Source organism: Streptococcus oralis, from assembly GCF_018448765.2.
Taxonomy (GTDB): domain Bacteria; phylum Bacillota; class Bacilli; order Lactobacillales; family Streptococcaceae; genus Streptococcus; species Streptococcus oralis_BM.
Map to the genome: position 1 here is coordinate 576,436 of NZ_JAHCMC020000001.1, position 24,262 is coordinate 600,697.

A 24,262-nucleotide genomic window follows, 5' to 3' on the forward strand; every position below is an offset into this window, starting at 1 on the left:
CCTAGATAATAACAGAGTTATTATCTAGGCCGGAATTTTTGAGACATATGGCTCAAAAATTAGGGATGAAATTCCTACAGGAAGTTGCTCCCGTCCGCACAATCTAAGGGAAATAGTAAAAAAATAATTTATATAAGTTATAAGACATTGAAATAGAACAAAATCTAGAAAGGAAACCTATGCTACACAACGCATTTGCCTATGTTACAAGGAAGTTTTTCAAATCGATTGTTATCTTCCTGATTATTCTCCTCATGGCGAGCTTGAGTTTGGTCGGCTTGTCGATCAAGGGAGCTACTGCCAAGGCTTCTCAGGAGACCTTTAAAAATATCACCAATAGCTTCTCCATGCAAATCAATCGTCGCGTCAATCAAGGAACGCCACGTGGTGCTGGGAATATCAAGGGTGAGGATATCAAAAAAATCACCGAAAACAAGGCTATCGAGTCTTATGTTAAACGTATCAACGCTATCGGAGATTTAACTGGATATGACCTGATTGAAACGCCAGAAACCAAGAAAAATCTCACTGCAGATCGTGCCAAACGGTTTGGAAGCAGTTTGATGATTACAGGTGTCAATGACTCCTCAAAAGAAGATAAGTTTGTCTCTGGCTCATATAAGCTGGTTGAAGGTGAGCACCTAACCAACGACGACAAGGACAAGATCCTCTTGCACAAGGACTTGGCAGCCAAACACGGCTGGAAAGTAGGGGACAAGGTTAAACTGGATTCCAATGTCTACGATGCAGACAATGAAAAAGGTGCCAAGGAAACAGTTGAAGTGACAATCAAGGGACTCTTTGATGGTCATAATAAGTCAGCAGTAACCTACTCACAAGAACTCTATGAAAACACAGCTATCACAGACATTCACACTGCTGCAAAACTTTACGGATACACAGAAGACACAGCTATTTATGGGGACGCAACCTTCTTTGTAACAGCAGACAAGAACTTGGATGATGTCATGAAAGAGTTGAATGGCATCAGCGGTATCAACTGGAAGAGCTATACACTTGTGAAGAGTTCATCTAACTACCCAGCTCTTGAGCAATCCATCTCTGGTATGTACAAGATGGCCAACCTCCTCTTCTGGGGTAGCTTGAGCTTCTCAGTTCTTCTCCTTGCCCTCTTGCTCAGCCTTTGGATCAACGCCCGTCGTAAGGAAGTGGGAATTCTCCTCTCTATCGGTCTCAAGCAGGCAAGTATCTTGGGGCAATTTATCACAGAATCAATCTTGATTGCTATCCCTGCTCTCGTTTCTGCTTACTTCCTAGCCAACTATACAGCTCGTGCAATCGGAAACACTGTCCTAGCCAATGTTACTTCAGGTGTTGCCAAGCAAGCCAGCAAGGCAGCTCAAGCCTCTAATCTTGGTGGTGGTGCAGAAGTAGATGGCTTTAGCAAGACCTTATCGAGCTTAGACATTTCCATTCAGACATCAGACTTTATCATCGTCTTTGTTCTTGCTTTAGTTCTAGTCGTTCTCGTTATGGCGCTTGCTTCAAGCAATCTCCTTAGAAAACAACCAAAAGAACTCTTGCTCGATAGCGAATAAAAAACTTGCTACCTATTCTCCCCTAAATGGGGTATAATATAGGTAGCATTTTTATGTATTTCATCTCCCTAAAGCCTTTCCTTTCAGGATGAAACAGGGAGGATTTAAAAGAAAATTAAAGAAATGTGAAAGGTTTTTCTATGAAAATTTTAATTGTAGAAGATGAAGAGATGATCCGTGAAGGGATCAGTGACTATTTGACAGATTGTGGTTATGAAACCATTGAGGCAGCAGACGGTCAGGAAGCTCTGGAAAAATTTTCCAGCTATGAAGTTGCTCTAGTACTGCTGGATATCCAGATGCCCAAGCTTAATGGCCTAGAAATCCTAGCTGAGATTCGTAAAACCAGTCAGGTTCCTATTTTGATGCTGACCGCCTTTCAGGATGAAGAATACAAGATGAGTGCTTTTGCTTCTCTAGCAGACGGTTATCTGGAAAAGCCTTTTTCTCTCTCCCTTTTAAAAGTAAGGGTGGACGCGATTTTCAAGCGCTACTACGATACAGGACGAATCTTCTCTTATAAGGATACCAAGGTGGACTTTGAGAGTTACAGTGCAAGCCTCGCAGGTCAAGAAGTGGCCATTAATGCCAAAGAGTTGGAAATTCTGGACTATCTGGTGAAAAATGAAGGCCGGGCCTTGACTCGTTCTCAGATTATCGATGCTGTCTGGAAGGTGACAGATGAGGTTCCCTTTGACCGTGTCATTGATGTTTATATCAAGGAATTACGGAAAAAGCTAGACTTGGATTGTATCCTCACTGTGCGCAATGTTGGTTATAAATTGGAGCGAAAATGAAACGAACAGGTCTATTTACTAAAATATTTATCTATACCTTCTCGATTTTTAGTGTTCTGGTTATTTGTCTTCATTTAGCTATTTATTTTCTCTTTCCATCAACTTATCTAAGTCATCGTCAGGAAACCATTGGCCAGAAAGCGACAGCCATTGCCCAGTCCCTTGACGGAAAGGATAGGCAGAGTATCGAGCAAGTGTTAGACTTGTATTCCCAGACCAGTGATATCAAAGGTTCCGTTAAGGGTGAGATGACTGAGGACAAGTTAGAGGTTAAGGATAATTTTCCATTAGATACAGATCGCCAGACAACTTCCCTCTTTATTGAAGAACGCGAGGTAAAAACGCAAGATGGTGGGACTATGACTCTCCAGTTTCTAGCGTCCATGGATTTGCAAAAAGAAGCAGAGCAGATTAGTCTTCAGTTTCTCCCCTATACCTTGTTGGCATCCTTTCTGATTTCCCTCTTGGTGGCTTACATTTATGCTCGGACCATTGTTGCACCGATTTTGGAAATCAAGCGGGTGACCCGTCGGATGATGGATTTGGATGCCCAAGTGCGATTGCGCGTGGATTCTAAGGATGAGATAGGTGATCTCAAGGAACAAATCAATGGCCTTTACCAGCATCTCTTGACTGTCATTGCGGACTTGCATGACAAGAATGAAGCTATTCTCCAGCTGGAGAAGATGAAGGTTGAGTTCCTACGAGGGGCCTCTCATGAACTGAAAACCCCTCTGGCTAGTCTCAAAATCCTAATCGAAAATATGAAAGAAAATATCGGCCGTTATAAGGATAGAGACCACTATCTTGGAGTTGCCTTGGGGATTGTGGACGACCTCAGTCACCACGTTCTCCAGATACTTTCTCTCTCTTCTGTGCAGGAAATTCGAGAGGAGAAAGAAGAGGTTGACCTCCTTCAGATGACGCAAAGTCTGGTTAAGGATTATGCTTTGCTCGCCAAGGAGAGAGAACTTCAGGTAGATATTAGCCTAACCCATCAGCAGGCTTACATAAACCCATCTGTCATGAAACTAATCCTATCGAATCTCATCAGCAATGCTATCAAGCACTCCACTACAGGCGGCTTGGTCCGCATTGGCGAGAGGGAAGGGGAGCTCTTTATCGAGAATAGCTGTAGTCCTGAAGAACAAGAACAATTGGCCCAGTCTTTTTCTGGAAATGCTAGTCGCAAGGCCAAAGGTTCGGGGATGGGACTCTTTGTGGTCAAAAGTTTATTAGAACATGAGAAATTGCCTTATCGTTTTGAAAGGAAGGATGATCGCTTGACTTTCTTTATACGCTTTCCTAGAGTTAGCCAAGATTAAAAAGAAAAGGCTTACATTGATCGGATTGGAAGAAATTCAATCTAAAGCATGGGAAAAACTAGCTTTTTTTATCAAAAAGTGATAAAATGAACAATGTAAATGGGTTGACCCATAAAAATATACAGGAGGCCTGATAAAATGGCAATCGTTTCAGCAGAAAAATTTGTCCAAGCAGCTCGTGACAACGGTTATGCAGTTGGTGGATTTAACACAAACAACCTTGAGTGGACTCAAGCTATCTTGCGTGCAGCAGAAGCTAAAAAAGCTCCAGTTTTGATCCAAACTTCTATGGGTGCTGCGAAATACATGGGTGGTTACAAAGTATGTAAACTTCTCATTGAAAACCTTGTAGAATCAATGGGAATTACTGTACCAGTTGCTATTCACCTTGACCATGGTCATTATGAAGATGCACTTGAATGTATCCGAGTTGGTTATACTTCAGTTATGTTTGACGGTTCACACCTTCCAGTTGAAGAAAACCTTGAAAAAGCTCGTAAAGTTGTAGAATTTGCTCATGCAAACGGCGTATCAGTAGAAGCTGAAGTTGGTACTATCGGTGGTGAAGAAGACGGAATCATTGGTGATGGTGAATTGGCTCCAATTGAAGATGCTAAAGCAATGGTTGCAACTGGTATTGACTTCTTGGCAGCTGGTATCGGTAACATCCACGGTCCTTACCCAGCAAACTGGAAAGGTCTTCACCTTGATCACTTGCAAAAATTGACAGAAGCAGTTCCAGGCTTCCCAATCGTGTTGCATGGTGGTTCAGGTATTCCTGATGACCAAATCCAAGCAGCTATCAAACTTGGTGTTGCGAAAGTTAACGTTAACACTGAATGCCAAATCGCATTTGCTAACGCAACTCGTAAATTTGTTGCTGAATACGAAGCAAACGAAGCAGAATACGATAAGAAGAAACTCTTTGACCCACGTAAATTCTTGAAACCAGGTTTCGAAGCAATTACAGAAGCTGTTGAAGAACGTATCGACGTATTCGGTTCAGAAGGTAAAGCTTAATTTAGCTGAACAATACAGATAGAACCTGCCATTGGGCAGGTTTTTTTGTGTTTTAAGGAAACTACTAAACCAGAATTTTTGATTAAAACTATTATTTTTAGAGTGAAATCTCTAATTTCATAATCTTTTGGCAAACGCTTGCATTCCATTTTTTATTGGACTATAATAGGTTGGTATAAAGCCTTCTGTAAGAATAGAATGTAAAGGGTTTAGAAAGTAAGGATTTAGAATATTTGTAGTCAAAAATACAATGTTGCTATTCCTTGCGATAGGGAGATAGATATGGCAATGATAGAAGTAGAGAATCTTCAGAAAAATTTTGTAAAAACAGTTAAGGAACCAGGTTTGAAAGGAGCTTTGCGCTCCTTTATTCATCCTGAAAAGCAGACCTTTGAAGCGGTCAAGGATTTAACCTTTGAGGTGCCAAAAGGTCAAATTTTAGGTTTTATCGGAGCAAATGGAGCTGGGAAGTCGACAACCATCAAAATGCTGACAGGGATTTTGAAACCGACATCTGGTTTTTGTCGGATTAATGGCAAAATTCCGCAGGACAATCGCCAAGACTATGTCAAGGATATTGGAGTGGTATTTGGACAACGCACCCAGCTATGGTGGGATTTGGCTCTGCAAGAAACCTACACGGTGTTAAAAGAAATTTACGATGTGCCAGACTCTCTTTTCCATAAGCGCATGGACTTTTTAAATGAAGTCTTGGATTTGAAGGACTTTATCAAGGATCCCGTGCGAACTCTTTCACTTGGCCAACGGATGCGGGCGGACATTGCGGCTTCCTTGCTCCACAATCCCAAGGTTCTCTTTTTAGATGAGCCGACCATTGGTTTGGACGTTGCGGTTAAGGACAACATTCGTCGCGCCATTACCCAAATCAATCAGGAGGAAGCAACAACCATTCTCTTGACCACTCATGACCTGAGCGATATTGAGCAGCTTTGTGATCGAATTTTTATGATTGACAAGGGGCAGGAGATTTTTGATGGGACGGTGATCCAGCTCAAGGAAACTTTTGGCAAGATGAAGACTCTTTCCTTTGAATTGGTGCCAGGGCAAAGTCAGCTAGTCTCTCACTTTGAAGGCTTGCCTGATATGACCGTTGATAGACAAGGAAATAGCCTCAACATTGAATTTGATAGTTCCCGCTACCAGTCGGCTGATATTATCAAGCAAACCCTGTCTGATTTTGAAGTCCGTGATTTGAAGATGGAGGATACGGATATTGAGGATATTATCCGTCGCTTCTATCGAAAGGAGCTCTAAGATGGTCAAATTGTGGAGACGTTATAAACCCTTTATCAATGCAGGGATTCAGGAGTTGATCACCTATCGAGTCAACTTTATTCTCTATCGGATTGGCGATGTCATGGGGGCTTTTGTGGCTTTTTATCTCTGGAAGGCTGTCTTTGATTCTTCGCAAGAGTCTTTGATTCAGGGCTTTAGTATGGCAGATATCACCCTCTACATCATTATGAGTTTTGTGACCAATCTTCTGACTAGGTCAGATTCGTCCTTTATGATTGGGGAGGAGGTCAAGGATGGTTCCATTATCATGCGCTTGTTGAGACCAGTGCATTTTGCGGCTTCTTACCTCTTTACCGAGCTTGGGTCCAAGTGGTTGATTTTTGTCAGTGTCGGACTTCCTTTCTTGAGTGTGATTGTCTTGATGAAAATCTTATCTGGGCAAGGGATGGTAGAAGTGCTGGGATTACCTGTCCTTTATCTTTTTAGCTTAACTCTGGCTTATCTGATTAACTTTTTCTTTAATATCTGCTTTGGATTTTCAGCCTTTGTATTTAAAAATTTATGGGGCTCTAATCTACTCAAGACTTCCATAGTGGCCTTTATGTCTGGAAGTTTGATTCCCTTGGCTTTCTTTCCAAAGATTGTTTCAGCTATTCTCTCCTTCTTGCCTTTCTCATCTTTGATCTACACTCCAGTCATGATCATTGTTGGGAAATACGATGCCAGTCAGATTCTTCAGGCACTCTTGCTACAGTTTTTCTGGCTCTTAGTGATGATGGGCTTGTCTCAGCTGATTTGGAAACGAGTCCAGTCATTCATCACCATTCAGGGAGGTTAGTATGAAAAAATATCAACGCATGCATCTGATTTTTATCAGACAATACATCAAGCAAATCATGGAATACAAGGTCGATTTTGTGGTGGGCGTGTTAGGAGTTTTTCTGACTCAAGGCCTGAACCTCTTGTTTCTCAATGTCATCTTTCAACACATTCCATCCCTAGAAGGCTGGACCTTCCAAGAGATTGCCTTTATCTATGGATTTTCCTTAATTCCCAAGGGATTGGATCATCTCTTTTTTGATAATCTCTGGGCACTGGGACAACGCTTAGTCCGAAAGGGAGAGTTTGATAAGTATCTGACTCGTCCTATCAATCCTCTCTTTCACATCCTAGTCGAGACCTTTCAGATTGATGCCCTGGGCGAACTATTGGTCGGTGGAATTTTACTAGCGACAACAGTATCAAGCATTGCTTGGACTCTTCCAAAATTCCTGATTTTTCTAGTCTGCATTCCTTTTGCGACCTTGATCTATACTTCCTTGAAAATCGCGACAGCCAGTATCGCCTTTTGGACCAAGCAGTCAGGAGCCATGATTTACATTTTTTATATGTTTAATGACTTTGCCAAGTATCCGATTTCCATTTACAATTCGGTCCTTCGTTGGTTAATTAGCTTTATTGTACCTTTCGCCTTTACGGCCTATTATCCTGCCAGCTATTTCTTGCAGGATAAGGATGTCTTCTTTAATATCGGTGGTTTGATTCTAATTTCCCTTGTCTTTTTTGTCATTTCTTTGAAACTATGGGACAGGGGCTTAGACGCCTACGAAAGTGCGGGTTCGTAAAAGGAAGAAACTCAAAGCCTTGTCTCAGGACAGGCTTTTCTAATGGTGATGAAAATTTCTTGACATCTATTTTCAGAGTGCTATACTAAAAGGGTAACAGCCGATTTAGCTCAGTTGGTAGAGCAACGCACTCGTAACGCGTAGGTCACAGGTTCGATCCCTGCAATCGGCAGAATCAAGAAGCCCATTAGGGCTTCTTTTTCTTTTATCACTACTATTCAACCACTTAGACTGAGATAGAGACCAGATAGGCAAAAGGGCTTGTTCTGGGGGAAGCCCTCTGCTATAATGATTTTTGTAAGGGGCGTGAAGAGTTGGTGCCAGACAACTCAAGTTCCCAAAAAAGAAAATGGAGACAAAAAATGAAAAAATTATTGGGACTTGTATTTTTAGTAGCAGCAGCACTAGTATTGTATTTCGGCTCAGTTGGATGGCCAAGTTTGGATGTCAACCTCTGGTCACTCATTCCGGTAGGATTGTTCCTCTATTTCACGCTAGAAAACGTTTTGAAAAAAGACTACAAAGCCAGTCTCATGTGCTTGATCATTGCCTTTATCATTGCAAATGCTATCTTGGATCTCTTGCCAATTTCAAGTGGTTTGGTGATTGGTGCCGGTGTGCTAGCTTGTGTAGGGCTTGGCTATCTCTTTCCTGATAAAGATAAACAAGAAGACAAATAAAAAGTCTCGAGATTTCTCGAGACTTTTTTTACTGACCAGCGTAGTATTTTTGGATGCCTTTCACAATACCTGCGACTAGTCTATCTTGGTATCGATCATCACGAATCCGTTGATTCTCAGTGAAATTATCCATATAACCGAGTTCTAGGAGGACGGCTGGTTTGGCAGTTTCGCGTAGTACGGCAAAGCTACTTTCCAATAAGCCAGCATCCTTGGCACCAGTTTCGGCTAGGAGAGAGGAGTGGATAGCAGCGGCGAGGCGTTTGCTTTCACTCATACGATCAGGGTGATTGTGCCAGTATTGATTAATCTTACTTGGATAATCAGGTTCATCTCTATAGGAGTAGGTTTGAATACCGCTCGCTTTTGAGTAGGTATTACCAGTAGCGTTGAAGTGAATACTGATAAAAATATCAGAGTTGGTCTTATTAACCATACGAGAACGTTCGGTAACAAAATCAACGTCAATATCACTATCACGAGAGGTGAGGACCTTGTAGCCTAGTTCTTCTAACTTAGTACGAAGCTTACGGTAAATCTGCATATTGAGATCTTTCTCAGCGACATTGTAGTAAAAGGCACCTGAATCTTGACCACCATGTCCAGGATCTAGGAAGATGGTATTGCTGTATTGACCTTTTGTAAATCCACCTTCTGTTGAAACTTCAGAAATCCATTGGCCGTATTTTTGGAACAAATGTTCCTTTCCGTCTATCTTGTAGGTCCCTGATACATAATGTCCGCTATCGTCCAAATAGTAACGAGCCTTGTAATAGTCGTCATAAATCCACTCATTCTTGGCCATATAACCGCCAGACTTGAGGTAGTATGCTCCAATCCACTCCTGATTTGCATAACGGCCATCCGCTTTTAGATAGAACCAGCTATTGTAGGATTTATCAAAAATCCACTCTTTTTCCGCCATGGCCCCACTGGCTTTGAGGTAGTAGCTTCCTTTCCATTTATTGGAAAGCATGACTCCATTTTGTTCAAAAGCATACCAAGAACCATTGATTTTCTCCCATTTGTCTTGGCTATATTTCCCATATGCATTAGCGTAATACCAATTTTCATTGATTCTCACCCAAGAGTTTTCTGCCATGGCTCCGCTACTGTCAAGCAGGTAGGCACCAATTGTTGTCTGGCTGAGCATCACGCCGTTTTTATCAAAGTAGTACCAAGAACCGTTGATTTTCTCCCACTTGTCTTGCGAGATTCTGCTAGATGGTGTGACATAATACCAATTTTGGTCTAATTTAGTCCAGCCCTTTTCTGCCATAGCTCCGCTTTTTGTGAGCAGATAGCCGTCGACGGCAGTGTTGCTGAACATGCTTCCAGTTTGGTCAAAATAGTACCAAGAGCCGTTAATTTTTTTCCAGGTGTTCTGAGCTAGTCGTCCAGAGGAATCAGCATAATACCATTGGTTGTCCAAATTGGTCCAGCTATTTTCTATCATAACCCCATCTTGGTCAAAGGCATAGCCTTTGTAGATAGTAGAATGAAGACGATTACCATCTTGATCGAAGTAGTACCATTTGCCTTGGATTTGTTTCCAGTTCAAAGCAGGCTTATCATCTTGGTAAAAGCGCCAGTGGCGATTTTCTTGGTACCATCCTTCTTTTTTGGGCTTGTCTTCTTGCACATCTACTTTCGGAAGAACTTCTGATTTAGAGTTTTCCTCAACACTTGATTCTTTCTTTTCTTCTTTGGCAATTGCTTCCTTGACAGCAGATGTGGATTGAGTTGTGTTTTCTTCTCCTAAGACGGATGCGGGTGCTAATCCTGCGATTGAAAGGATTAAAGCACTAGTCAGTAGTATCTTTTTCACTTTCTATTTCCTAACTTTTTCTTTTTCCTATTAATTATCGAATTGAACTTCTTCTACTAAGTATTCGATAAAGCGTTCACCCATCTTAGACAGGCTGGTTTTTTCATGCTGGATATAGACTAGTTCAATCGGGTCGTCAATGTCCAGTGGAATGGAAACGATGTTGTCTCCGTTGAGGTTGCTATTCAAAATCCCTGTCGCAATAGTGTAACCATCCAAACCAATCAAAAGGTTAAAGAGGGTGGCACGGTCACTGACTACGATGGATTTCTTGTGGTGCTCTTGTGAAAGAATCTCCTCTGAAAAGTAGAAGGAGTTGTGCGTTCCCTGGTCATAGCTGAGATAAGGGAAGTTTTCCAAATCAGATAGTTTCACCTTTTCTTTCTTTGCCAGAGGGTTGGTCTTGCTGACAAAGATATGCGGTTGCGCAGTAAAGAGATGGTGAGCCAGCAGGTGGTTGTCATCCAGCATTTTCGTTAAAACATCGCGGTTGTAGCTGTTTAAAAAGAGGACACCAACCTCACTACGGAAGTTCTTGACGTCATCGATAATCTCCCAAGTCCGAGTTTCACGAAGGAAAAGCTCGTATTTTTCCATATCACTCTTCTTGAGCAAAGAGACAAAGGCATTGACTACAAAAGCATAGTGCTGAGAAGAAACGCTGAAAAGTTCGCGGTGGGCGACAGGATTTTTATAGCGTTCCTCCAGAAGCTGGGTTTGCTCGACAACTTGACGAGCGTAGGAGAGAAACTCCATCCCATCACGGGTTAAGGTAATGCCCTTGGGATTGCGGATAAAGATTTCAATGCCCATTTCATTTTCCAAGTCTCGAACGGCATTTGAAAGACTGGGTTGGGTGATAAAGAGTTGCTTGGCTGCCTCATTCATAGAGCCAGTTTCGACGATTTTGATAATATAGTGTAGTTGTTGAATTCTCATGTTTTTATTGTACCACACTTGCGGAAGAATGGGCAATGAAGACGAAGAAAATAGGGGAAAAGAGCCGGTCCAGTATTGAAAAAAAGTCTAGAATCTGCTAAAATGGAGGCTATGAAAACATTCTATGATGTGCAGCAATTTCTCAAACAGTTTGGCATTATTGTTTACATGGGGAAACGCTTGTATGATATTGAACTGATGAAGCTCGAACTCTCTCGGATCTATGATGCAGGTCTGATGGACAAGCTAGACTATCTAGAGGCGGAAGCTGTTCTTCGTAGAGAGCACAAGATAGAATTAGACTATATTGAGAAAAATGGAGAAATGAACTAATGGTTACTTGGATTTTGTGGGCACTTATACTGGCAATGGTGGCATGGATGGGCTATAACTACCTTCGTATTCGTCGTGCGGCTAAGATTGTGGATAATGCAGAATTTGAAGCCTTGATTCGGAAAGGGCAGTTGATTGATGTCCGTGAACCAGCAGAATTTCACAGAAAACATATCCTCGGAGCCCGCAATATTCCTTCAAATCAGTTGAAGTCAAGCCTTGCAGCCCTTCGCAAGGATAAACCTGTCCTTCTCTACGAAAACCAACGTGGACAAAGAGTGACTAATGCAGCACTTTATTTGAAAAAACAAGGTTTCTCTGAGATTTATATCCTTTCTTATGGGTTGGATTCTTGGAAAGGGAAAGTGAAGACGAGCTAAGATCAAGGAAAAGTTAATAAAGTCGGTCTCATATACTAAATTAATAATTATTTTAAGGAGTTTTTAAACATGCAAGACAAGAAAAAAAATCCACTTTTGGTGGGTATTCTGTCTATTGTTATGAGTTTATTATTTGCTTTGGGAGGTATTCTTTTAGGTATCGCCGGTATCTTGTATGCTAACGAACTTCAAAAAGAATCTGGACTTGATTATAAAACAGAAAGAATTATAGCTATTGTAGGTATTATTCTTTCTGTTCTTAACTGGATTGCAGCAATCGCAATAGTTTTTAGATAAGCAAAAAACAAAAAAGCTTTAAATTAAAAGCTTTTTTTGTTTTATCCACTTTTCTCTAAGTGTTTTTTACTTATCTCTAATTCTTCTGGATTCAAGGGACGGTATTGTCCTTCTGCCAGTTCTGGGTCTAAAGTGAAATCACCGAACTGAACTCGTTTGAGAGAGACAACTTTGACACCGACTGAGAGAAACATCTTTTTGACTTGATGAAATTTGCCTTCTGAGATGGTGATGGAGGCTTGACTAGAGGAAGGACTTGAGGACAGAATTTCTAGCGTTGCAGGTTTACAAGTGGTTCCGTCTAAAAAGACGATTCCTTCCTTAAACCGCTGGATATGGTCTGGTGTGAGCAGTCCGTTGACCACCACTTGATAGGATTTATCGACATGGTACTGGGGATGAAGGAGCTGAAAACCAAGAGGTCCATTGTCTGTCAGAAGGAGCAGTCCCGTCGTGTCACGGTCTAATCTGCCGACAGCATAGAGCTGGTCAGACTGGATGTCAGGTGGAAGGAGGTCCATGACGGTTGGTAGGTCCTTATCCTGACTGGCTGTCACCACTCTACCTGGTTTATGAAGCATGAGGTAGGTGTGCTTGTATCCTTGAATCTGCCGTCCTTGAAAAACTAGTTTCTGCAATCCAGTATCGACATTTTGAGCGAGGGAGTTGGCTGGACAATCATCTACTAGGATTTCTTTTTTCAGGAGTGCCTGTTTCATAGCCTTGCGACTGATCATTTCTTGGGCTAATAATCTATCTAAACGCATACCAGCTTATCTTATCATAAGTCTCTGACTTTGAAAAGAGTTGCCTTGACTAGAAAAGTAGAGTGAAAACATTTACACTTAGCTGAACTGTGATTTTTGAATGAGACTGTGGTATAATTGTTCAGTTAGAAATAAAAATTTAAAATATTAGAGGAAATCATGACAAAATTAAGAGAAGATATCCGTAACATTGCGATTATCGCCCACGTTGACCACGGGAAAACAACCCTCGTTGACGAATTATTGAAACAATCTGAAACGCTTGATGCACGTACTGAATTGGCAGAGCGTGCTATGGACTCAAACGATATCGAGAAAGAGCGTGGAATTACCATCCTTGCTAAGAATACAGCCGTTGCTTACAATGGAACTCGTATCAATATCATGGACACACCAGGACACGCGGACTTCGGTGGAGAAGTTGAGCGTATCATGAAAATGGTTGACGGTGTTGTCTTGGTCGTAGATGCCTACGAAGGAACCATGCCACAGACTCGTTTCGTATTGAAAAAAGCCTTGGAACAAGACCTTGTTCCAATCGTGGTTGTCAACAAAATCGACAAACCTTCAGCTCGTCCAGCAGAAGTAGTGGACGAAGTCTTGGAACTCTTCATCGAGCTTGGTGCAGATGATGACCAGCTTGATTTCCCAGTTGTTTATGCTTCAGCGATTAACGGAACATCTTCCTTGTCAGATGATCCAGCTGATCAAGAAAAAACAATGGCGCCAATCTTTGACACCATTATCGATCATATCCCAGCTCCAGTAGACAACTCAGATGAGCCTTTGCAGTTCCAAGTGTCACTTTTGGACTACAATGACTTCGTAGGTCGTATCGGTATCGGTCGTGTCTTCCGTGGTAGTGTGAAAGTTGGAGACCAAGTTACCCTTTCTAAACTAGATGGTACAACGAAGAACTTCCGTGTCACAAAACTCTTTGGTTTCTTTGGTTTGGAACGTCGTGAAATCCAAGAAGCCAAAGCGGGTGATTTGATTGCCGTATCCGGTATGGAAGATATCTTTGTTGGTGAAACTATTACTCCGACAGACGCCATTGAACCTCTTCCAATCCTACACATCGATGAGCCAACCCTTCAAATGACCTTCTTGGTCAACAACTCACCATTTGCAGGTCGTGAAGGAAAATGGGTGACTTCTCGTAAGGTGGAAGAACGCTTGCAGGCAGAATTGCAAACAGACGTTTCCCTTCGTGTTGATCCAACGGATTCACCAGATAAATGGACTGTTTCAGGTCGTGGAGAATTGCACTTGTCAATCTTGATCGAAACCATGCGTCGTGAGGGTTATGAGCTTCAAGTATCTCGCCCAGAAGTTATCGTAAAAGAGATTGACGGTGTTAAATGTGAACCATTTGAACGTGTTCAAATCGATACTCCAGAAGAATACCAAGGATCTGTTATTCAAAGCCTTTCTGAACGTAAGGGTGAAATGTTGGATATGATTTCAACTGGTAATGGTCAAACTCGTTTGGTCTTCCTTGTTCCAGCGCGTGGTTTGATTGGATACTCAACTGAGTTCTTGTCAATGACTCGTGGTTACGGTATCATGAACCATACCTTCGACCAATACTTGCCATTGATCCCAGGGGAAATTGGGGGACGTCACCGTGGTGCCCTTGTTTCTATCGATGCTGGTAAGGCTACAACTTACTCAATCATGTCTATCGAAGAACGTGGTACAATCTTTGTCAACCCAGGTACTGAGGTTTACGAAGGAATGATTATCGGTGAAAACTCTCGTGAAAACGACTTGACAGTTAACATCACCAAGGCTAAACAAATGACCAACGTCCGTTCAGCTACTAAGGACCAAACAGCGGTTATCAAGACACCTCGTATCTTAACCCTTGAAGAGTCTCTTGAGTTCTTGAATGACGATGAGTACATGGAAGTAACACCTGAGTCTATCCGTTTGCGTAAGCAAATCCTCAACAAGGCAGAGCGTGAGAAAGCCAACAAAAAGAAAAAATCAGCTGAGTAACAGCTAGGAAAGAGATAAAGATGGTCTATTTAATCATAGGGATACTCTTATTACTACTCTATGTATTTGCGACACCCCAAAGTATCAAAGGAACAGTCAACATCGTTATCTTGGTCTTTGTAGTTGTTGCACTCTTGATTTTGCTGATGTTGTCCATCTTGCAAATCTTCCAATTACCGACAGAATTCTTTGTCACAATCGCCATGCTTGCCCTTGCCTACTTTAGCTTGAGAGATATTACACTCATGCCTGTAAAAAAGGGTAAAAGAAGATAAATAGAAAGAGAGCTGCGGCTCTCTTTTTCGATTTAAAATAAGATTTTTAAGACTTTCCTTAGGTGATTACGGACGGTAGCGACTTTCTTCGAAATTCCATACCTAAACTTTGAGCCTATAGTCTCAAAGTTTCCGAATGCCTGAAATCTATTGTTTTCAGGCATTTTTATCACAACGGAAAGTCTAAGATTCCGTTTCTTGCAAAAAGGAATAAACCTAAAAATATTTTGTTCAAGTGAGTTTTTTTCCACATTTTAAGAGCTCTATATTGTTATAGAAGTTTAAAAAGTTAGTCCAAAAAAATATAATTATATTTTGCTAAAATCTATTGACAATTTATCATAATGGTGATAAATTTGTGATAATAGAAACCGATTTCATACTCTGAAATCTCACCTCCTGAAATCAATTTTCACCACAAGGAGTCTACTATGAAGAAACTATTCATATTATTATCAACTTTTTTTCTCAGCTTCTTCCTTGCTTGGATTATTGTCCTACGTGCGCCACAATATTTATATGCAAGCTATGATTCCGTTTCTCTACTTCGTGTCAAAAAAGATACTCAGGAACCGACGCGTGAGGTATTTGAAAAGGAATTAGAGAAGTTTGTAAACTCAGAACAGAGTTTAATAGCTAGAAGAATTGTAGAGCCGAGTAAGGATGGGACGACTCACTTTACTTATGCAACTTATGGTCAGGGAACATTACCAAAAGAATTCCAAGAAGCTAGCCAAGAAAGTCGTGAACGTAGTGATCCACTAAATAGTTATCTCCTTTTATCAGGCTCCTTGACGAAAGAAAAGCTAGCCGATAAATTAGGAGATTTGGGTTATAAAGCAATTGCTGACCGAAAGACACCTCCTTATTCTCTTGCTTTTCGAATTTTACTAAATCCACTCATTTTAATTAGTTTAGCAATATTTGGCTTATCTTTCTTTGCTTTAGTGATTATCACTCGGATTAAGGAAATGAGAGCAGCAGGTATAAAACTCTTTTCTGGTCAGACACTCTTATCAATCATGGGGCATTCTTTATCGACTGATATCAAGTGGCTCCTTCTATCAGCCCTCCTTTCCTTCCTAGGTGGGGGAGTCGTTCTTTTTAGTCAAGGTTTGTTTTATCCTATCTTGTTAGCTACCTATGGTTTTGGGATTAGTTTTTACCTTTTGTTTTTATTGGGGATTTCAATTTTACTAATGCTCCTTTACCTAATGAGTTTGAGTTACAAAGCATTAGTTCCCGTTATTAAGGGGAGATTACCCCTTAAACGCTTGATGACTTTAACCCTATTGTGTCAGTTAGTAGCTGTTTTTACAGTAGGCTACGCTGTTAAGACGGGTTTGACGTCTTACCAACGATTGAAAGAACTTGAAATTTCAAAACAAGCATGGAAGGATAGAGCAGATTATTATCAAATTTCTTTTGGTTTAGGTGATAGAGGAAAAGATACAGAAAATCTGAATAAGTGGTATGAATTTTCCAAAGAAGCAGTTGAAAAAGAACAGGCTCTATTTGTAAAAGATAATCTCATTCATTTTGCAAATCCTCAAGGAAAAAATGAACAGGGAGAGACACTGGATACCTATAGTCCAGATGCTAATGTTCTCTATGTCAGTCCAAGTTATTTGGATAAGGAAAATGTGGCTGTAAATGATGAGACTAGACAGAAACTAGCTCATCTTCAAAAAGGGGAATTTGGACTATTATTACCAGAATCTCTTCGTTCACAGGAAGCAGAACTTAAGAAAGTTTTTGAAGAACGTTTGAACTATTACGGAAAATCAAGCGAGGATAAAGACGCTCCTTTAGAGTATGAAATGAGAGCGATTGTTAGCTATCTTCCAACAGGAGAAAAACGATTTGTTTATAATAACGGTGAAAGCCCGGTATCCATCCAGTACTTAACTGATCCGATTTTAGTTGTGTTTACTCCGACATCTACAGGTGATAGTTTCATTTCAAAATCTATTTGGTCTATCAATGCTGGAAAGCAACTCTTTATCAAAGGATATGAGAGTGGCCTATCTCTCTTGAAGGAAGCTGGAATTTATGAGCAAGTATCTTATCTTAAAGAAGGAAGAAGTGTTTATCTAACTCGTTATAATGAAGTGCAAACTGAAACAGCAACTTTAATCTTAGGAGCCATTGTGGGGATAGCTAGTTCCTTGTTACTCTTTTATTCTGTCAATCTTCTATATTTCGAGCAATTCCGTCGAGATATCTTGATTAAACGAATTTCAGGTTTACGATTTTTTGAAACGCATGCTCAGTATATGGTTAGTCAATTTGCCAGTTTTGTATTTGGTGCTAGTCTCTTTATTTTACGCAGTAGAGACTGGGTAATTGGCTTACTCACTTTATTAGTCTTTCTAGTTAGTGCAGTTCTGATGCTTTACCGTCAAGCGCAGAAAGAATCTCGTGTTTCTATGACAATTATGAAAGGAAAATAGGATGATTGAACTAAAGAATATATCTAAAAAATTTGGAAGCCGTCAGCTATTTTCAGATACTAATCTTCATTTTGAGGGTGGGAAAATTTATGCCTTAATCGGTACAAGTGGCTGTGGTAAGACAACACTCTTGAATATGATTGGACGATTAGAGCCATATGACAAAGGGCAAATCATCTATGATGGCACTTCTCTTAAAGACATTAAGCCCTCTGTTTTCTTTAGAGATTACTTGGGATATTTATTTCAAGATTTTGGCTTAATTGAAAGCCAAACCGTCAAAGAGAATCTCAATCTGGGTTTAGTTGGTAAAAAGTTGAAAGAAAAAGAGAAAATCTCTTTGATGAAACAAGCTCTAAATCGTGTAAACCTATCCTATTTGGATTTAAAGCAACCTATCTTTGAATTATCAGGAGGAGAAGCACAACGTGTTGCACTAGCGAAGATAATTTTAAAGGATCCGCCTTTGATTCTCGCAGATGAACCAACTGCGTCGCTAGACCCCAAAAACTCTGAGGAATTACTTTCTATCCTAGAATCTTTAAAAAATCCGAATCGGACCATTATTATTGCGACCCACAATCCTCTTATTTGGGAACAAGTGGACCAAGTAATTCGAGTTACCGATTTATCACATAGATGATAAGAGAACATTAAGTTAGAAGAAAGAGTCACAAATACACTTTGTGGCTTTTTTATTTCCATAAAAATGGTAAAATAGTAGGAGTAGAAATGGAGTTTGAGACATGAAAGTAATCGATCAATTTAAAAATAAGAAAGTCCTTGTTTTAGGTTTGGCTAAGTCTGGTGAGTCTGCAGCCCGTTTGCTAGACAAGCTAGGTGCCATTGTGACAGTAAATGACGGCAAGCCTTTTGAGGAAAATCCTGCTGCTCAAAGCTTGCTGGAAGAAGGAATCAAGGTTGTCACTGGTGGGCATCCTTTGGAATTATTGGATGAAGATTTCGCTCTGATGGTGAAAAATCCAGGTATCCCGTATAGCAATCCCATGATTGAAAAGGCATTGGCAAAGGGAATTCCAGTCTTAACTGAGGTGGAGTTGGCTTACTTGATCTCGGAAGCGCCAATTATCGGTATCACAGGTTCAAATGGGAAAACCACCACAACGACTATGATTGGGGAAGTTTTGACTGCTGCTGATCAACATGGTCTCTTATCAGGGAATATTGGCTATCCTGCTAGTCAAGTGGCTCAAACTGCGACAGCCAAGGACACGCTCGTCATGGAACTTTCTTCTTTCCAACTGATGGGTGTCCAAGAATTCCATCCTGAGATTGCGGTTATTACCAACCTCATGCCCACTCATATCGACTATCATGGTTCTTTTGAGGAGTATGTGGCAGCTAAGTGGAATATCCAAAATAATATGACAGCAGCTGATTTCCTTGTCTTGAACTTTAACCAAGACTTGGCAAAAGAATTGGCTACCAAAACACAGGCTACTGTTGTACCATTTTCAACAAAGGAAAAGGTTGATGGGGCCTATTTGGAAAATGGTCAACTCTACTTCCGTGGAGAAGTGGTCATGGCAGATAGTGAAATCGGTGTTCCAGGTAGCCACAATGTGGAAAATGCCCTTGCGACTATTGCTGTAGCCAAGCTCCGTGGCGTGGACAATCAAACCATCAAGGAAACTCTATCAGCCTTTGGAGGTGTCAAACACCGTCTCCAATTTGTGGATGAAATTCAGGGTGTCAAATTCTATAACGATAGTAAGTCAACCAATATCTTGGCTACTCAAAAAGCCTTGTCAGGATTTGACAATAGTAAGGTTATCTTAATTGCAGGTGGTTTGGACCGCGGCAATGAGTTTGACGAATTGGTGCCAGATATTACTGGGCTCAAGAAGATGGTTATCCTCGGTCAATCTGCAGAACGTGTCAAACGGGCAGCGGATAAGGCTGGTGTGGCTTATGTAGATGCGACAGATATTGCTGATGCGACCCGCAAGGCCTATGAGCTCGCGACTCAAGGAGATGTGGTTCTCCTCAGTCCTGCCAATGCTAGCTGGGATATGTATGCTAACTTTGAAGTACGTGGAGATCTTTTCATCGACACAGTAGCGGAGTTAAAGGAATAATATGAAAAAAATAGTATTTACTGGTGGGGGGACGGTTGGACATGTCACCCTCAACCTTTTGTTAATGCCTAAGTTCATCGAAGACGGCTGGGAAGTTCACTACATTGGTGATAAACACGGAATCGAACACCAAGAAATTCTCAAGTCAGGCTTGAATGTGACCTTCCATTCCATTGCGACTGGGAAGTTGCGTCGCTATTTCTCTTGGCAAAATATGCTGGACGTGTTTAAAGTTGGTTGGGGAATTGTCCAATCCCTCTTTATCATGTTACGACTGCGTCCACAGGCTCTTTTTTCTAAGGGAGGATTTGTCTCTGTACCGCCGGTTATCGCAGCGCGAGTGTCAGGAGTGCCTGTCTTTATTCACGAATCGGACCTGTCTATGGGCTTGGCCAATAAAATTGCCTATAAATTTGCGACCAAGATGTATTCAACCTTTGAGCAGTCTGCTGGTCTCGCAAAAGTCGAGCATGTGGGAGCAGTGACCAAGGTTTCAGATCAAAACACTCCTGAACCAGATGAATTGGTGGATATCCAAACCCACTTTGATCCTAAATTGCCAACGGTATTGTTTGTTGGTGGTTCTGCAGGAGCTCGTGTCTTTAACCAATTGGTGACAGATCATAAGCAAGAACTGACTGAACGCTACAATATTATCAATCTCACTGGAGATTCAAGCCTCAATGAGTTGAGTCAAAATCTCTTTCGTGTTGACTATGTGACGGATCTCTATCAACCCTTGATGGAGATGGCAGATGTGGTAGTGACCCGTGGTGGTGCCAATACGATTTTTGAACTCTTGGCCATGGCGAAACTCCATCTCATCGTACCATTGGGTCGTGAAGCAAGTCGAGGAGACCAGATTGAAAATGCAGCCTATTTTGTTAAGAAAGGCTATGCAGAAGAACTTCAAGAAAGTGACTTGACCTTGGAAAGCTTGGAGGAGAAACTCAGTCACTTGCTTAGTCACAAGGACCAATACCAAGCTAGCATGAAAGCTTCGACTGAATTGAAATCTCTTGCAGATTTTTACGATCTATTAAGAAAAGACCTAGCATAAGGAATATCAATGTCAAAGGATAAGAAAAAAGAATCAAACCAGAAGCAAGAATTGTCTGAATGGCAGAAACGAAACCAGGAATACCTGAAGAAGAAGGCTGAGGAAGAAGCTGCCCTAGCTGAAGAGAAGGAAAAGGAAAAACAAGCTCGAATGGGGAAAAACTCTAAGTCGTTAGAGGAAAGTAAGAAGTCATCAAGTGATTCCGACCAGAACGAAACTGTTCCAGACGAAGAATCATTCGAAAAAGAAGAGAAATCTAAAAAGGATGATCCTAAAGTCAAAGAAGAAAAGAAGAAAAAAGAAAAACCAGAGAAACCAGCCAAACCTAAAATTGCACCTGTTCATATTTGGCGAGCTGTGAGTATCTTGGTTCCCAGTGTCCTGGTCCTCCTTCTTTCAGTCTATCTGTTGACTCCACTTTCGACCATCAAAAATATCGATGTTAAGGGAAATAGTAACACGCAGGCGGATGACATCAAACAGGCTTCTGGGATTCAAGATAGCGACTATACTTTAGCCCTATTGTTGGATAAGGAAACATACGCTGAGCGAATCAAGTCCAATCATTGGATAGAATCGGCGAAGATTGACTATCAATTTCCGACTAACTTTACGATTGAGGTTAAGGAATTTGATATTGTCGGTTATTATGTGTCTGGTGAAGAGTATTATCCAATTCTTTCTAGTGGTGCGGTTGAGTCAACTCCTGTAAATCGCTTAAACTTGCCTGAGACTTATCTGACAGTTACCTTTAATGACGAGCAACAGGTGAAAGAACTGATCACAGGATTGTCTACTATTAGTGAAGATATCAAGAGTCAAATCCAGAAAATCGAATTAGCGCCAAGCAAGGCAACAGCAGATCTTTTGAAAATTACTATGCTGGACACAGATGAGGTTTTGGTTCCCTTGTCAGAATTGAGCAAGAAATTGCCTTATTACAGCAAAATCAAGCCCCAATTGACAGAACCGAGTGTGGTCGATATGGAGGCTGGAGCATACAGCTATACCATAGCGGATAAGCAGATAGAAGAAGCGGAAGAAAAAGCCAAACAAGAGGCTAAGGAAGCTGAGAAGAAAAAACAGGAAGAAGAAAAGAAAAAACAAGAAGAACAGGGAAGTCAAAGTCAAACGAGCCAGCAGTCACAGAGTCGTTAGACTAACTTTTTCTCTTGATTTTTGAATGGTATAGAAGTCCAGTTTCAAGTTTTTGCTTGACAAGTCCTAGTATAAATAATAGAATAGAAAAAAACCTTTAAAGCAGTCCAGAGAGGCAGCTAAGGTTAGACGGTGAAAGGGTGGAGACTACCCATTTTTCGTGGAACCTTGCTGTTGGCAGGTTTCTTTTTTCGTGGTTTGTTTTTGACCGTACTCTCTTGCTCGTAAAGGTAAAAGGAGAAAAGTATGCGTGAACATCGTCCAGTTATTGCTCTTGATTTTCCTAGTTTTGAGGCGGTCAAGGAATTTTTATCTCTTTTCCCAGCAGAAGAAAGTCTTTATCTAAAAGTGGGGATGGAGCTTTATTATGCGGAAGGTCCAGAAGTTGTCCGTTATTTGAAGTCACTGGGGCATAGTGTCTTTTTGGATCTCAAGCTACATGACATTCCCAATACAGTCAAATCGGCTATGAAAGTCTTATCTCGGCTTGGTGTAGACATGACCAACGTTCATGCTGCAGGTGGTGTGGAGATGATGAAGGCTGCGCGTGAAGGTCTTGGGACACAAGCCAAATTGATCGCTGTGACCCAGCTTACATCAACGTCGGAAAGCCAGATGCAGGATTTTCAAAATATCCAAACCAGCCTGCAAGAGTCTGTGATTCACTATGCCAAGAAGACAGCTGAAGCGGGCTTGGATGGTGTCGTTTGCTCGGCTCAGGAAGTGCAACTCATCAAGCAGGCCACCAATCCAGATTTTATCTGTCTGACACCAGGAATTCGTCCAGCGGGAGCTGCGGTAGGAGACCAAAAACGCGTCATGACACCAGCGGACGCCTATCAAATCGGTAGTGACTATATCGTAGTAGGACGTCCCATTACCCAAGCTGAGGATCCTGTTGCAGCTTATCATGCTATCAAGGATGAATGGAACCAAGACAGAAATTAAAGAAATAGATTATAAAAACAAAAGGAGAATACTATGACACTTGCTAAAGATATCGCTAGCCACCTCTTGAAAATCCAAGCCGTTTACCTCAAACCAGAGGAGCCTTTCACTTGGGCATCTGGTATCAAATCGCCGATTTATACTGACAACCGTGTGACGCTTGCCTATCCAGAAACTCGTAGCTTGATTGAAAATGGTTTTGTGGAAGCTATTAAAGCAGAATTTCCAGAAGTAGAAGTGGTTGCAGGAACTGCGACAGCAGGAATTCCACACGGAGCTATCATCGCTGACAAGATGAACTTGCCTTTTGCCTACATCCGTAGCAAACCAAAAGACCACGGTGCAGGAAACCAAATCGAAGGCCGAGTAGCCCAAGGTCAAAAAATGGTTGTTGTTGAAGACCTCATTTCAACGGGTGGCTCTGTTCTTGAAGCCGTAGCAGCTGCTAAACGCGAAGGAGCCGATGTTCTTGGTGTCGTAGCGATTTTCAGTTATCAATTGCCAAAAGCAGATAAGAATTTCTCAGACGCAGGTGTGAAATTGGTGACTCTTTCAAACTACAGTGAGCTGATTCACCTAGCCCAAGAAGAAGGTTACATCACACCAGAAGGACTCGACCTCCTAAAACGCTTTAAAGAAGACCAAGAAAATTGGCAAAATGCCTAAAACATAGAAAATCAGGTAGTCACAAGGATTACCTGATTTTGTTTTTAATACTAAAGTTGAGCGATAACTTCCTCAGTTGTCAAAACTTGGTTGGCAATGTAGCCGTAGTTTGTTAGTGCAGCTTGGTAGGCTTCTTCACCTGGAGCACCGACAGCATCGTTAACAACAATGACATTGTAGCCTAATTCTATGAGTTCACGCATGTGTGAATCCACGCAGAGATTAGCATTCATACCAGCCAAGATGACGGTGTCGATACCATTTTTGCGGAGTTGAAGGTTAAGGTCGTTGCTTTCTGGGCCAAAGATTTTATGTCCGTTGACAACAATAGTATCTTCATCCAAAAATGGTTTAATCTCTTCAATCATATCTGCTCCAGAGCCTTCTGGAATTGCTGAATACTGGCTATCACGCCAAAACATTTCGTTTTCAATCATCATCGTTTCACCAGCAGCTTTAAATTGCCACTTGTGATCGTGTGGATAGAAGTAGTGCGGTGAGATAAAACGCTTGTAGCCACGCTCTTTAGCAAGAGCGAAAAGCTTTGTCAGATTTTCAATAGTATTAACTTTTTCAAGAACATCTTTAGTTGCTCCGAATCCTTTACCAGTAGATTTTAGGAATTCAACTTGTGGGTCTGTGATAACAAATGCGACATTTTTCTGATTGAACATGAGGTTCCTCCTAATATGATTTGATTAACAGCCAATAGGAATTTAGACTGTTAGTTTGATGATTTTCCAAATGGTAGTTTTAGTTATATACTGACCGTTCGGTACAATTATAATAACATCT

24 protein-coding genes and 1 tRNA gene are annotated in these 24,262 nt (G+C 41.2%); 21 read left to right on the top strand and 4 right to left on the bottom strand.

The window, feature by feature from the left end; genetic code table 11:
- Positions 1–179 precede the first annotated feature (179 nt).
- From vex3 to KIH88_RS02830, 9 genes are all read left to right on the top strand, one after another.
- Positions 180–1,559 carry an ABC transporter permease subunit Vex3 gene (vex3, locus tag KIH88_RS02790; protein WP_213988729.1) on the top strand — a complete coding sequence of 460 codons (1,380 nt, stop codon included), beginning with the start codon at positions 180–182 and terminating at the stop codon, positions 1,557–1,559.
- A gap of 140 nt (positions 1,560–1,699) precedes the next feature.
- Positions 1,700–2,356, top strand: coding sequence for a response regulator transcription factor VncR (gene vncR / locus KIH88_RS02795; RefSeq protein WP_213988728.1), 657 nt, complete (start codon positions 1,700–1,702; stop codon positions 2,354–2,356).
- The gene (vncS, locus tag KIH88_RS02800) at positions 2,353–3,681 is read left to right on the top strand and encodes a sensor histidine kinase VncS (RefSeq protein ID WP_213988727.1); all 1,329 of its coding nucleotides are present in this window, start codon (positions 2,353–2,355) and stop codon (positions 3,679–3,681) included. Before vncR ends, vncS begins: the two co-directional genes overlap by 4 nt.
- 138 nt (positions 3,682–3,819) lie before the next feature.
- Complete coding sequence (locus KIH88_RS02805; protein WP_001019007.1) at positions 3,820–4,701, top strand: class II fructose-bisphosphate aldolase; 882 nt, start codon at positions 3,820–3,822, stop codon at positions 4,699–4,701.
- Between the two features lie 282 nt (positions 4,702–4,983).
- Positions 4,984–5,976: an ABC transporter ATP-binding protein gene (locus tag KIH88_RS02810; protein WP_213988726.1), complete on the top strand. Its 993-nt coding sequence runs from the start codon at positions 4,984–4,986 to the stop codon at positions 5,974–5,976.
- Between the two features lies 1 nt (position 5,977).
- A complete protein-coding gene (locus KIH88_RS02815; RefSeq protein WP_125841245.1) occupies positions 5,978–6,796 on the top strand; it encodes an ABC transporter permease in 819 nt (272 codons plus the stop codon).
- A 1-nt stretch (position 6,797) separates the two neighbouring features.
- A complete protein-coding gene (locus tag KIH88_RS02820; RefSeq protein WP_213988725.1) occupies positions 6,798–7,583 on the top strand; it encodes an ABC transporter permease in 786 nt (261 codons plus the stop codon).
- A 99-nt stretch (positions 7,584–7,682) separates the two neighbouring features.
- A tRNA-Thr gene (locus KIH88_RS02825) sits at positions 7,683–7,755 on the top strand.
- 190 nt (positions 7,756–7,945) lie between these two features.
- Complete coding sequence (locus tag KIH88_RS02830) at positions 7,946–8,263, top strand: hypothetical protein (protein ID WP_084868433.1); 318 nt, start codon at positions 7,946–7,948, stop codon at positions 8,261–8,263.
- 28 nt (positions 8,264–8,291) lie between these two features.
- Here the strand turns inward: KIH88_RS02830 and KIH88_RS02835 are convergent, their stop codons facing one another.
- Together KIH88_RS02835 and KIH88_RS02840 are read right to left on the bottom strand one after the other, a co-directional pair.
- Positions 8,292–10,091, bottom strand: a complete 1,800-nt coding sequence (locus KIH88_RS02835; protein WP_213988724.1) for an N-acetylmuramoyl-L-alanine amidase — start codon at positions 10,089–10,091, stop codon at positions 8,292–8,294.
- Between the two features lie 30 nt (positions 10,092–10,121).
- Positions 10,122–11,030 carry a LysR family transcriptional regulator gene (locus KIH88_RS02840; RefSeq protein ID WP_213988723.1) on the bottom strand — a complete coding sequence of 303 codons (909 nt, stop codon included), beginning with the start codon at positions 11,028–11,030 and terminating at the stop codon, positions 10,122–10,124.
- 102 nt (positions 11,031–11,132) lie between these two features.
- Between KIH88_RS02840 and KIH88_RS02845 the strand changes: the two genes are divergently transcribed.
- The 3 genes from KIH88_RS02845 to KIH88_RS02855 all read left to right on the top strand — a co-directional run bounded on the left by KIH88_RS02845 (position 11,133) and on the right by KIH88_RS02855 (position 12,040).
- Positions 11,133–11,363, top strand: coding sequence for a YqgQ family protein (locus tag KIH88_RS02845; RefSeq protein ID WP_050540635.1), 231 nt, complete (start codon positions 11,133–11,135; stop codon positions 11,361–11,363).
- On the top strand, positions 11,363–11,743 hold the full coding sequence (locus KIH88_RS02850) for a rhodanese-like domain-containing protein (protein ID WP_007520409.1): 381 nt from the start codon (positions 11,363–11,365) through the stop codon (positions 11,741–11,743). Before KIH88_RS02845 ends, KIH88_RS02850 begins: the two co-directional genes overlap by 1 nt.
- Before the next feature lie 69 nt (positions 11,744–11,812).
- Positions 11,813–12,040: a DUF4190 domain-containing protein gene (locus KIH88_RS02855; RefSeq protein WP_213988722.1), complete on the top strand. Its 228-nt coding sequence runs from the start codon at positions 11,813–11,815 to the stop codon at positions 12,038–12,040.
- 41 nt (positions 12,041–12,081) lie between these two features.
- On the opposite strand, the gene KIH88_RS02860 is transcribed toward KIH88_RS02855, so the two are convergent.
- Entirely contained in the window at positions 12,082–12,807 is a 726-nt protein-coding gene (locus tag KIH88_RS02860) for a 16S rRNA pseudouridine(516) synthase (RefSeq protein ID WP_213988721.1), read from the bottom strand.
- A gap of 159 nt (positions 12,808–12,966) precedes the next feature.
- Between KIH88_RS02860 and typA the strand changes: the two genes are divergently transcribed.
- The 9 genes from typA to pyrE all read left to right on the top strand — a co-directional run bounded on the left by typA (position 12,967) and on the right by pyrE (position 23,467).
- Positions 12,967–14,808 (top strand): translational GTPase TypA, encoded by a 1,842-nt coding sequence (gene typA, locus KIH88_RS02865; RefSeq protein WP_000164116.1) that lies wholly within the window; start codon positions 12,967–12,969, stop codon positions 14,806–14,808.
- Between the two features lie 20 nt (positions 14,809–14,828).
- Positions 14,829–15,083 carry a DUF3165 family protein gene (locus KIH88_RS02870; protein WP_000262659.1) on the top strand — a complete coding sequence of 85 codons (255 nt, stop codon included), beginning with the start codon at positions 14,829–14,831 and terminating at the stop codon, positions 15,081–15,083.
- 431 nt (positions 15,084–15,514) lie between these two features.
- Positions 15,515–17,536, top strand: coding sequence for a bacteriocin-associated integral membrane family protein (locus tag KIH88_RS02875; protein WP_213988720.1), 2,022 nt, complete (start codon positions 15,515–15,517; stop codon positions 17,534–17,536).
- Position 17,537: 1 nt separating this feature from the next.
- The gene (locus tag KIH88_RS02880; protein ID WP_000571283.1) at positions 17,538–18,179 is read left to right on the top strand and encodes an ABC transporter ATP-binding protein; all 642 of its coding nucleotides are present in this window, start codon (positions 17,538–17,540) and stop codon (positions 18,177–18,179) included.
- A gap of 103 nt (positions 18,180–18,282) precedes the next feature.
- A complete protein-coding gene (gene murD, locus KIH88_RS02885) occupies positions 18,283–19,635 on the top strand; it encodes a UDP-N-acetylmuramoyl-L-alanine--D-glutamate ligase (protein ID WP_213988719.1) in 1,353 nt (450 codons plus the stop codon).
- A 1-nt stretch (position 19,636) separates the two neighbouring features.
- Positions 19,637–20,695, top strand: coding sequence for a UDP-N-acetylglucosamine--N-acetylmuramyl-(pentapeptide) pyrophosphoryl-undecaprenol N-acetylglucosamine transferase (locus tag KIH88_RS02890; protein ID WP_213988718.1), 1,059 nt, complete (start codon positions 19,637–19,639; stop codon positions 20,693–20,695).
- Between the two features lie 9 nt (positions 20,696–20,704).
- Positions 20,705–21,853, top strand: a complete 1,149-nt coding sequence (locus KIH88_RS02895) for a cell division protein FtsQ/DivIB (protein WP_213988717.1) — start codon at positions 20,705–20,707, stop codon at positions 21,851–21,853.
- 246 nt (positions 21,854–22,099) lie between these two features.
- Positions 22,100–22,801, top strand: a complete 702-nt coding sequence (gene pyrF / locus KIH88_RS02900; RefSeq protein ID WP_213988716.1) for an orotidine-5'-phosphate decarboxylase — start codon at positions 22,100–22,102, stop codon at positions 22,799–22,801.
- Positions 22,802–22,834: 33 nt separating this feature from the next.
- The gene (gene pyrE, locus KIH88_RS02905) at positions 22,835–23,467 is read left to right on the top strand and encodes an orotate phosphoribosyltransferase (protein WP_213988715.1); all 633 of its coding nucleotides are present in this window, start codon (positions 22,835–22,837) and stop codon (positions 23,465–23,467) included.
- Positions 23,468–23,517: 50 nt separating this feature from the next.
- Here pyrE and KIH88_RS02910 read toward each other — a convergent pair whose 3' ends face one another.
- Positions 23,518–24,141, bottom strand: a complete 624-nt coding sequence (locus tag KIH88_RS02910; protein WP_000483067.1) for a cysteine hydrolase — start codon at positions 24,139–24,141, stop codon at positions 23,518–23,520.
- Between the last annotated feature and the right edge of the window lie 121 nt (positions 24,142–24,262).

Excerpts from the sequence above, each read along its gene's own strand:
- pyrE (WP_213988715.1), top strand. The coding sequence starts at position 22,835 with ATGACACTTGCTAAAGATATCGCTAGCCACCTCTTGAAAATCCAAGCC.
- vncS (WP_213988727.1), top strand. The coding sequence starts at position 2,353 with ATGAAACGAACAGGTCTATTTACTAAAATATTTATCTATACCTTCTCG.
- typA (WP_000164116.1), top strand. The coding sequence starts at position 12,967 with ATGACAAAATTAAGAGAAGATATCCGTAACATTGCGATTATCGCCCAC.
- KIH88_RS02850 (WP_007520409.1), top strand. The coding sequence starts at position 11,363 with ATGGTTACTTGGATTTTGTGGGCACTTATACTGGCAATGGTGGCATGG.
- murD (WP_213988719.1), top strand. The coding sequence starts at position 18,283 with ATGAAAGTAATCGATCAATTTAAAAATAAGAAAGTCCTTGTTTTAGGT.
- pyrF (WP_213988716.1), top strand. The coding sequence starts at position 22,100 with ATGCGTGAACATCGTCCAGTTATTGCTCTTGATTTTCCTAGTTTTGAG.
- KIH88_RS02875 (WP_213988720.1), top strand. The coding sequence starts at position 15,515 with ATGAAGAAACTATTCATATTATTATCAACTTTTTTTCTCAGCTTCTTC.
- KIH88_RS02910 (WP_000483067.1), bottom strand. The coding sequence starts at position 24,141 with ATGTTCAATCAGAAAAATGTCGCATTTGTTATCACAGACCCACAAGTT.
- KIH88_RS02895 (WP_213988717.1), top strand. The coding sequence starts at position 20,705 with ATGTCAAAGGATAAGAAAAAAGAATCAAACCAGAAGCAAGAATTGTCT.
- KIH88_RS02815 (WP_125841245.1), top strand. The coding sequence starts at position 5,978 with ATGGTCAAATTGTGGAGACGTTATAAACCCTTTATCAATGCAGGGATT.
- KIH88_RS02845 (WP_050540635.1), top strand. The coding sequence starts at position 11,133 with ATGGAGGCTATGAAAACATTCTATGATGTGCAGCAATTTCTCAAACAG.
- KIH88_RS02870 (WP_000262659.1), top strand. The coding sequence starts at position 14,829 with ATGGTCTATTTAATCATAGGGATACTCTTATTACTACTCTATGTATTT.
- vex3 (WP_213988729.1), top strand. The coding sequence starts at position 180 with ATGCTACACAACGCATTTGCCTATGTTACAAGGAAGTTTTTCAAATCG.
- KIH88_RS02830 (WP_084868433.1), top strand. The coding sequence starts at position 7,946 with ATGAAAAAATTATTGGGACTTGTATTTTTAGTAGCAGCAGCACTAGTA.
- KIH88_RS02805 (WP_001019007.1), top strand. The coding sequence starts at position 3,820 with ATGGCAATCGTTTCAGCAGAAAAATTTGTCCAAGCAGCTCGTGACAAC.
- KIH88_RS02860 (WP_213988721.1), bottom strand. The coding sequence starts at position 12,807 with ATGCGTTTAGATAGATTATTAGCCCAAGAAATGATCAGTCGCAAGGCT.
- KIH88_RS02855 (WP_213988722.1), top strand. The coding sequence starts at position 11,813 with ATGCAAGACAAGAAAAAAAATCCACTTTTGGTGGGTATTCTGTCTATT.
- KIH88_RS02820 (WP_213988725.1), top strand. The coding sequence starts at position 6,798 with ATGAAAAAATATCAACGCATGCATCTGATTTTTATCAGACAATACATC.
- KIH88_RS02890 (WP_213988718.1), top strand. The coding sequence starts at position 19,637 with ATGAAAAAAATAGTATTTACTGGTGGGGGGACGGTTGGACATGTCACC.
- KIH88_RS02810 (WP_213988726.1), top strand. The coding sequence starts at position 4,984 with ATGGCAATGATAGAAGTAGAGAATCTTCAGAAAAATTTTGTAAAAACA.
- KIH88_RS02880 (WP_000571283.1), top strand. The coding sequence starts at position 17,538 with ATGATTGAACTAAAGAATATATCTAAAAAATTTGGAAGCCGTCAGCTA.
- KIH88_RS02840 (WP_213988723.1), bottom strand. The coding sequence starts at position 11,030 with ATGAGAATTCAACAACTACACTATATTATCAAAATCGTCGAAACTGGC.
- vncR (WP_213988728.1), top strand. The coding sequence starts at position 1,700 with ATGAAAATTTTAATTGTAGAAGATGAAGAGATGATCCGTGAAGGGATC.